This is a genomic window from Wenzhouxiangella indolica, assembly GCF_042310355.1.
Taxonomy (GTDB): domain Bacteria; phylum Pseudomonadota; class Gammaproteobacteria; order Xanthomonadales; family Wenzhouxiangellaceae; genus Wenzhouxiangella.
In genome coordinates this window covers 148,911-157,281 of sequence record NZ_JBHJMR010000007.1, presented here as the reverse complement: position 1 = coordinate 157,281, position 8,371 = coordinate 148,911, and the positions used below count along the sequence as shown (strand labels likewise).

General features: G+C 67.0%; 9 protein-coding genes. 4 read left to right on the top strand and 5 right to left on the bottom strand.

Annotated elements, in window-relative coordinates; genetic code table 11:
* Window positions 1–487 precede the first annotated feature (487 nt).
* Window positions 488–976, bottom strand: a complete 489-nt coding sequence (locus ACDC67_RS09955) for an asparaginase domain-containing protein (protein ID WP_376692752.1) — start codon at window positions 974–976, stop codon at window positions 488–490.
* A gap of 74 nt (window positions 977–1,050) precedes the next feature.
* Here ACDC67_RS09955 and ACDC67_RS09950 point away from each other — a divergent pair, with 74 nt between their 5' ends.
* The gene (locus ACDC67_RS09950; protein ID WP_376692751.1) at window positions 1,051–3,657 is read left to right on the top strand and encodes a hypothetical protein; all 2,607 of its coding nucleotides are present in this window, start codon (window positions 1,051–1,053) and stop codon (window positions 3,655–3,657) included.
* Window positions 3,658–3,664: 7 nt separating this feature from the next.
* Here the strand turns inward: ACDC67_RS09950 and ACDC67_RS09945 are convergent, their stop codons facing one another.
* The 3 genes from ACDC67_RS09945 to arsC are packed head-to-tail and all read right to left on the bottom strand — an operon-like array spanning window position 3,665 to window position 4,946.
* Window positions 3,665–4,003, bottom strand: coding sequence for a DUF2069 domain-containing protein (locus ACDC67_RS09945; RefSeq protein ID WP_376692749.1), 339 nt, complete (start codon window positions 4,001–4,003; stop codon window positions 3,665–3,667).
* Entirely contained in the window at window positions 4,003–4,599 is a 597-nt protein-coding gene (wrbA, locus tag ACDC67_RS09940) for an NAD(P)H:quinone oxidoreductase (protein ID WP_376692747.1), read from the bottom strand. Before wrbA ends, ACDC67_RS09945 begins: the two co-directional genes overlap by 1 nt.
* A complete protein-coding gene (gene arsC / locus ACDC67_RS09935; RefSeq protein ID WP_376692745.1) occupies window positions 4,596–4,946 on the bottom strand; it encodes an arsenate reductase (glutaredoxin) in 351 nt (116 codons plus the stop codon). Before arsC ends, wrbA begins: the two co-directional genes overlap by 4 nt.
* An 82-nt stretch (window positions 4,947–5,028) precedes the next feature.
* Here arsC and ACDC67_RS09930 point away from each other — a divergent pair, with 82 nt between their 5' ends.
* From ACDC67_RS09930 to ACDC67_RS09920, 3 genes are read left to right on the top strand one after another with little or no spacing between them, the layout of a single operon-like run.
* Complete coding sequence (locus tag ACDC67_RS09930) at window positions 5,029–6,279, top strand: virulence factor BrkB family protein (protein WP_376692743.1); 1,251 nt, start codon at window positions 5,029–5,031, stop codon at window positions 6,277–6,279.
* 2 nt (window positions 6,280–6,281) lie between these two features.
* Window positions 6,282–6,725, top strand: coding sequence for a TlpA family protein disulfide reductase (locus tag ACDC67_RS09925; RefSeq protein WP_376692754.1), 444 nt, complete (start codon window positions 6,282–6,284; stop codon window positions 6,723–6,725).
* A complete protein-coding gene (locus ACDC67_RS09920) occupies window positions 6,712–6,987 on the top strand; it encodes an acylphosphatase (protein ID WP_376692742.1) in 276 nt (91 codons plus the stop codon). The genes ACDC67_RS09925 and ACDC67_RS09920 overlap by 14 nt, the downstream gene beginning before the upstream one ends.
* Window positions 6,988–7,060: 73 nt before the next feature.
* Here ACDC67_RS09920 and ACDC67_RS09915 read toward each other — a convergent pair whose 3' ends face one another.
* Entirely contained in the window at window positions 7,061–8,359 is a 1,299-nt protein-coding gene (locus ACDC67_RS09915; RefSeq protein WP_376692740.1) for a DUF4785 domain-containing protein, read from the bottom strand.
* Window positions 8,360–8,371: the final 12 nt, after the last annotated feature.

Sequence of the window (8,371 nt, the reverse complement as noted above, 5' to 3'; positions counted from 1 at the left end):
CTTCACGCATCCTACGCGCCTGGATCAAGCCCCCGCGCGCGCAGCGCGCCACCTTCGAAGCCGAGCCGTCCTCGTGCGGGCTTCGTCCCATTCCCGCTAGCGCCACCGGATCCTCCGACCGAGTCTTCGCGAAGCCCGCTCCGCGAAGGGGCCAGCCACCTCGCGGTTCCAGTCCTGAAACCCCGGATCGTGGGATTTTGACGTTGAAAAGCGATTTTTCGTATCTTTTTTCGCTTTGGAAAAAAGGTACTCGCCGAAAGCGCCTGCGAAGCAGGCCGGGCGAAACAGATTTTGACGTGTCGAGCCCCCACAGCCGGCAGTGGCTCCGACCAAAGAACACGCCGGCCGACCCGACGCACCCCCAGCCAACCAGCCAACCAGCTAACCAGCTAACCAGCTAACCAGCTAACCAGCTAACCAGCCAACCAGCTAACCAGCTAACCAGCTAACCAGCTAACCAGCTAACCAACCAACCAAGCCAGCCACCTCAGCCCACCGCCTCGAACCGATTCTCCGAGCGGTTCTTGCGCACCGTCTTCGGATCCCAGATGCGGCCGTTCATGGCGATCCATACGCCGGCGGGCAGGGCCTGGACCGCGCCGACGGCGCAGCCGATGTTGAACACGGCATCCGAGTCGATGAAGCGCGCCGGATTGAGGGCTCCGGTCAAGACGATCACGCGCTCGCCGACGTCACCCAGTGCGGCGGCGGTGTCGACCATCGTGTCGGTGCCGTGAGTGATCAGGAAATAGCCGTCGGTACTGGTCATCACCGCCTGGCATATCAGGTCGCGGTCCGCCTCGCTCATGTTGAGCGAGTCCTTGCGCATCAAGGCGCGGATCTCCCAGTCGAACGCGACGTTCATGGCCTTGAGAATGCGCCCGATCTCCGGTTCGCCGATCTGGTAGTCGGATTTGTCGTCGTAGTAGATTTTGTCGATCGTGCCGCCGGTGGTGAGGATGTTGAGCTTGTTCAATGCTGATTCCTGATGTTGTTCCGGGTGGTGGGTCGATACCCGGGCCGGCCGGGCGTTCGGGTAGTATAGCGGCCATGAAAAGCGGCCCGACAAGCGCTTGCCTGTGGCTGGTTGTCGCGATCCTCGCGGCGCCGTCGCAGGCACGATCATTGCCCGAAGACGTGTTGGCCCTGCACTGGCACCCCGCCACCGCCGAAGCCGCGCGCAACCGGACGCTGGCGGCCGCCGCCTGGCTCGAGCGCGAGGCCGAGGTGGATGGATGGGGCCAGGCGGTCGATACCCTCGCCTTGCGATTGCAGCCATCGATCGACCGCATCGGGCCGGTTCGGGTTTCGCTGGTCGACGGCCTGATGGCCTGGCTGGTTGGTCAGCGCGAGGTCAACCTGGGGCCTGCCGGAACAGGCTTTCCCGCTCCCGAACTGGCCGGCGTGGCCGACTTGCTCGAGCGCGATCATGCCGCCGGCGAGGTGGCCCGCCTGCGGGTTGTGGCCGCCTACCGCGCCCATGACATCTGGCGCCGAGTGGCCGATGCACTGGGCGAGGAGGAAACCGACTCGCTGGCGGCGTTCTGGGCGCCGCTGCTCGAGCAATTCGAAGCGGCCGGAGGTGAGGAAGCGGAGGCCGTTGCAGGTCATGCGCGCGAGCAGGCTGGGCGGGTCCGCGAGCTGTCCGACACCGAATCGCCCATCGCCCGGGCCCGCGTGCTGGACGACATGCTGCGCGCCGAGGCGGCGCAGGCACAGCAGACCGGTCAACTTCTGGATGCGCTGTGGCTTGCTTTCGAAGCCCTGGCGCGTTTGACACAGATCGACGGCTCGGCCTCGGAGATGGCCGCCGAGTGGGCCGACTGGCTCGAAACCCTCGAATCGGAGCAACGCGGCGCGCTTCGCCTGATCGACATCGATCTACCCGTCGTGCTGGCGCTGCTGGGGGATGCCGCCGACGCCATGGCCGCTCCCGGCGAGGCGAGCCGATCGGCGATAGTCGAACTGGCCGACATCTATGCCCGGCTTGCGTTGTTCGCGCCCGACCTGGCCTTCTATCTCGACCAGCCGGTTCGCGAGCCCGTCCGGGGCGTGGTCTCGGCCTGCAATCCCGATCCGCTCCTGGTCGGGCCGTTGCCCAGAGACGTGTTCGAACGCTGCGCGCGCAGCCTCGAGCAGACGCTCGCCGGCGAACTCGGCAGCGAGGAGCTGGTTGGCGGTGCCCAGGGCCCATTTGCCGCGGAGTTTCTCCGGCGTGAACTGGGCCTGATCAGCTGGCAACGCGCGGCCTACCTGGACGGGCATCTCAACTGGTTGCTGGAAACGCAGTGCCAGCCGCCGGAGTGGATCAATGTCCTGGAGTGGTCCCTGCTGGCCCATCACCTGGTGCGCTGGGTATCGCAACGACCGGTGTTTTTCACCGGCAGCGGGTGGCGCGACACGGTCGATCGCCTGTCGGTGCAGATGCGCGGGCAGGCCGCCGCGCACGTGGAGTGGCTCGACTGCCTGACCGGACGCGGAAGCCAGCGGCGCGATCCCGTGATGCGTCTGCTGAGTCTGCATCGAGGGGCCCTGGCGGAAGTCGACCGCCGACTGTCGCAGGCCCGCGACGCCTTCTACGAAGCCAGCACGCGGCCCGGTGCGGACGTCGACCTGGACGGCCCGCCCGACCAGGTGACGGCCTATCGTCCGCAGGATCTCGTGGTCGGACCCTGCCCGTCGTCCAATACCTGCGGCGCAAAGATCGAGCTGCCGGCCAGCCGAGCCCTGCTGGGCCAGTTTCCGAATGCGTTCCTTCTGGCCGACCAGGTGGGAATGGGCGAACTCGGTCTTTGCTATGAGCAGGTGCGCTGGGTCGAGCGCTCGATGGAGCCGGCACGGCGGCGTGCCAGCGGGGTCGCCAACTACCACGGCCGCTTGAGTTTCGACCTGGTCGGCACGTTCCGGCGCGGGGGCGAGAATCAAACCGTTTTCCGCGATCGCCTGACTGACGGTGAAACGCACCAGTATCTCTTCGCCGCCGAGGATGAAGCGCTGCTGGCCAGCGATTGCCCCATCGGCATGGTCGGCAAGTCCGTGGCCAGCAGCCTGCCGGATGACCAGCCCGGCCTGGTGCCCAACCGCTTGACTTATTTCACCAGTACCCCGACGACGGCGGAAGCCGAGTTGCTGGCCAACTGGGATCGGGGGGCGGAATGGCGCGACTGGTTCGTCACCGGGCGACGCGTGGCGCGCGTCGAGTCTGCTGATTCGACGGATATGGAGCGAGCGGTTCAGGCCGAACTGGCCGATCTCGTTGCCCGACGCGAGCGGCAGCTGGTGGCGCCCTTGATCAATCCGCCGCGCGCCGGCGACGAAGACCCGCTGGTCATGGCAATGGCCGGGGTGGCCGACTCGGCCGCCCTGCTGCGCCGTGTCCTGGAGTTGCACTATCCGCGCATTGTTCGCCAGCACGCGCCGGTGCGCGCCTTGCTGACCGGCGAAGAGGGGTTGATCACGCGTGACCGCGTGCGCTTCCTGCGCGACGCTGGCATGGCCGCCAGCCGCATGCCCGAACTCGGAATGGAACGCGCCGAGCGCTTGCTGAACGCCTGGCTGGAACTGCCCGAACGGCTCCGCGAACAGGGCCAGCGGGCGCCGGAAGTGGATTTCAGCCTCGAACGTCTGTCGGCGCTGCAGCGCCGGATGACGCCTTGAAGCAGGGTCAGTCCCTGTCTTTGCGACGCCCGAAGCGAAGCGACGACATCGCGGTGAAGTAGATCCCGATGAGGACGACCTGCGCGACAGCGGGCAGGCGGGCGGCCGGGTTGACCCAGGCTTCCGACACCGCCAGGCAGAAGTGAACCAGCAGGATGCAGCCGGTCACGACCAGCGCGGTCTTGCCCAGGCGCCACACGAACGGCAGGGCCAGCAGAAGCGGCAGTCCCATCATCGTCATCGCCAGCCAGGGGGGTGTCAGTTCAGGCGGAGCGAGCCAGCCGAACCAAAGCGGCTGGAGCACGATCAGGCCCACCAGGGTCCAGCGGCATGCGCCCGGCCCCATCACGAGCGCCCGCCCAGCAGCGCGGCGGTCTCGGCCAGCCGGCGACCCAGGGCGCGGCACAGGCGGCTTTCGTCTTCGTCCAGGCCGCGATCGGAATCGCTGCCGGCCAGGTGGCTGGGGCCGTAGGGGGTCCCGCCGCTCGTCGTGCGGCCCAGTTCCGGCAGGGTGTAGGGCAGGCCGACGATCAGCATGCCGTGGTGAAGCAGCGGAATCATCATGCTCAGCAGGGTGGCTTCCTGGCCGCCGTGCAGCGTGGCCGTGGAGGTGAACACGCCGGCGGGCTTGCCCACCAGGGTGCCCGAGAACCATTCGCCGCCGGTACCGTCGAGAAAATACTTGACCGCCGATGCCATGTTGCCGAAGCGCGTCGGGCTGCCCAGGGCCAGCCCATCGCACTCGGCCAGGTCTTCGGCGGTGACCCGGGCGGGCCCGTTGTCCTCGCGCTCGCGCGCCGGGGCGTCGGCCGCCGACACCGGCGGTACGCTGCGCAGTCTTGCCTGGCAGCCGTCGATCGCCTCGATGCCGCGGGCGATTTCGCGGGCCATGTCGAGAGTGTTGCCGTGCACGGAATGGAAAAGCACCAGAATTTCGGTCACGGCAGGATCTCTTCGACGGTTTCCGGCGGGCGACCGACTCGCGCCCGATCCCCGCGGACCACGATCGGACGCTGGAGCAGTTTCGGGTGCGCGCAGACGGCCTCGATGAGGGTGTCGTCGTCGAGGGATTCGTCTGCCAGGCCGAGTTCTTCATACTCGGCTTCCCCCGTGCGCAGGATGTCGCGAACGGGGACGCCCAGGCGATCGATGATACGCTTGAGCTCATCGGGCGACGGTGGCCGCTCGAGATATCTCACGATCTCGGGTTCGATGCCGCGGTCGCGGATCAGTGCCAGGGTCTGGCGGCTTTTCGAGCAACGTGGATTGTGATAAATCGTGATGGACATGCAGTCATCCGAAAGTCGGCGCAAAACGAAGGGTAGCGTACCCGCTCAGGGCGGCGTGTCAACGCAGGCGGCACCAACCTGGATGGATGCCATCGTCGATCCGGGCTGGTTGCGGGCCTTCGGCGGCCACCTGTGGCGTCATTTTCGCGAGGATCGCAGCTTCGAAGCGGCCGCGGCCCTCAGCTACACCAGCCTGCTGGCGGTGGTGCCGCTGATGGCGGTGATGCTGGGCGTGATCTCGGCCTTCCCGGTCTTCGATCAGTGGGCGAACGAGCTCGAGAGCTACATCTTCTCCAATTTCGTGCCCGCTGCCGGTGATGCCGTGCAGGAGCACCTCAACCAGTTTGTCGAGCGCACCGCCGGCCTGACCAGCGCCGGCACGGTGTTTCTGATCATCACCGCCTTGTTGCTGATGTCGACCATCGAGCGAAGTTTCAACCGGATCTGGCGCGTGGCCAAGCCGCGTGGGGTCACCGGGCGCCTGCTGACCTACTGGTCCGTACTCACGCTCGGCCCGCTGCTCATGGGGGCATCGCTCGCGTTGACCTCCTACCTTGCCGCGTTGCCGCTGCTGGCGCCCGAGGCCGTGCGCGGCTTGCTCCAGGCCTTCTTCCTCAACCTCACGCCCTTCTTTGTCGCCCTGATCGGCTTCGCCATGGTGTTCCTGGTCGTGCCCAACCGCCGGGTGCGCCTGCGCCATGCCCTGTTCGGCGCGCTGGTTTCGGCCGTCTTGTTCGAACTGGCCAAGCGGGGCTTCGTCCTGTACGTGACGCATTTCCCGACCTACGAACGGCTCTATGGCGCGCTGGCCGCCGTGCCCATTTTCCTGGTCTGGATCTACGTCTCCTGGGTGGTGGTGTTGCTTGGCGCGAGCGTGGCCGCGGCCCTGACCACTTTCAATTACCGCAAGAGTGACTGGCGCTGGTCGCAGCGCCACGAGCTGGTGCTGGCGCTGCGCCTTCTGGGGCATTTCTGGCATGCACAGCGCCAGGGTCGTGCGCTGTCCCAGGCGGGCCTGCTCTCGCGCGAGCCGGCCGCCAATGATGCCCAGATCAGCCGGATTCTGGATTGGTTCCATCGGGCGGGGTTCGTTCACCCCGACGAGGACGGCGAATGGTTGCTCTCGACCGATCTCGAGGACGTGACCCTGGCGGAACTCTATCGCGCCGGACCGTTCATACTGCCCATCGGTGAACTCGATTCCGTGCCGGTGGAAAGCTACTGGGATCGGGCCATCATCGAGACTCTGAGGCCGATCGACGAGGCCGGCCGACCCGCCATGAACCGGCCCGTCAAGGCGCTGCTGAAGTTCCAGAGAGGAGACGTTTCGTGAGGATGATGTTGCTGGCTTTGACGATCGCCGCCTTCCCGGCCGTCGCGGAGATCGACTTCGAATTGAACGCGCTCGACGGCGCGTCCCATCGCCTGTCCGACTATCGCGGCCAGTGGGTCGTGGTCAACTACTGGGCGACCTGGTGCAAGCCCTGCCGCAAGGAGATTCCCGACCTGTCCGACCTGCACGACAGCCGCGAGGACATCACCGTGCTGGGACTGGCCTTCGAGGACACGGAACCGGCCGACTTCGAGCAGTTTCTCGAGTCCTGGCCGGCCAGCTATCCGATTCTCGTGGTGGATGTCTACGATCCGCCGGCCGATCTGGGTTCGCCGCGCGTGCTGCCCACGACGCACCTGGTCGACGGCAGCGGCGAGTTGGTCGAGACCTGGCTGGGCCCGGTAACCAGCGAAATGATCACGGAGTGGATCGATGAGCGAGACTGAAACACGCAAGTGGCTGATCGAAGGCCGCGTACAAGGCGTTTTCTTTCGTGAGTCAACGCGTCGCCAGGCCGAGCCCCTGAGGCTGTCCGGCTACGCCGTCAACCTTTCCGATGGACGCGTCGAAGTGGTCGCCGCCGGCCCGGCACCGGCGCTCGACGAGCTCGAGCGCTGGCTGCAGGACGGCCCGGATGCCGCACGGGTGGACGCGATCGAGCGCGCCGCGCCGCCGGAGCGGGTTGCGAGCGGTTTCAAGACCGCTTGAGAAAGACCGGGCCGAAACGAAACCGGCCGGCGCAGTGGCCGGCCGGTTTCGCGACTCGTAATCGTGCGTCTTGCTACGGATCGATCGTGTCGAACGGCCGGCGCGAATCGTCGTCGCGACCCGCGATGCCGAAGCCGCGGCTGCGCGCTTCCAGGACAGCCATGCGGCCCTGGTCGATCAGCTGGACTTCACGCACCTCGAAAGGCGCTGACAGGCCGGATTCCAGCACGAGCGAGGCCGGCACGTCGAGGCGAAGCCGGCCTTCGCCGGGCTCGAGCACGGCAGCGGACTGCGCCATGGCCAGCGGCTGAAGGCTACCGTCCGAGTCCGTACCCCAGACCTGTCCACTGACCTGGTAGCGGCCTGCCGCGGCGACCTCGACCCCGAGATCAATCTTCAGGCCCGATTCGTCGAGGCTGTTGATGTCGTCGGACAGGCGTGCGGTCGGCGCGGCGATATTGACCGCCACCTTGAGGTCTCGGCGGATTACCGCATCGTCGCGGCGGCCTTCGAGGTAGGCGTGCACTTCGTACAGGCCCTCGCCGGCATCCGGCAGGTCTTGCGGCGCATGGCCCACGAGCGTGAAGCCGTCGCCGGCAACTTCCAGCGGCCAGGCCTGCTCGGCATCCGGGCTGACCAGGACGGCCTGGACCGATTGTGCGGCGAATCGCTCGTCGCCGCCGGCAAGGCCGACATCCAGCTTCAGCTCGCCGCCGGCGAGGAAGTTGTGACGCTCGGCCGAGAGCTGGCCGACCCACTGGCTTTCGGGCTCGAACACGTGCACCACCAGCGGCTGTTCTGCGGGTGCGCCGGCCAGCTGCAGTTGGAGGCTGCGCGCCTGGTCCTGCCCGGGCAGCTGAAAGGCCAGGCTGTCGGTCGGAACCGACATGCCCTGCGCCTGCAGGTCGCTACCGGTAAACAGCTTCAGGCCGCCGGATTCGCGCGTGGTCGGCAAAGCCTGTCCGTCGACGCTGACCTGCAGGTTCTGTGCGTCGAGCAGGACGCCGCTGTCGGCGTGCAGGGCCGAGATGCGCACGATGGCGCCCGGTGAGCTCAGCGGCAGCTTGAGGCCTTGTTCGAGGCCGCGACCGGTCGTGTCGACCCAGTACTGGCGGCTTTCCATGGCCGGACCTTGCGGCGCGGTCGAGCCGCGGTCGAGGTTCAAGGGCCAGGCGTAGCTGACCGGCTCGGCCTCGACGTGACGGCTCGGCGGCACGGCCGGGGCGGTGGCGGGCAGGCTCTCGATGCGAAGATCGCTGCTGCCCGGCGGTGCCCACTCGGCCGGACCGGCGGCGGATGCGGTTGTTGCGATGAGCGCAACGGCCGGCAGCAGGGCGGAGATGCTCGTGTACTTATTCATGTACTTGTTCATGTCGGCTCCTGA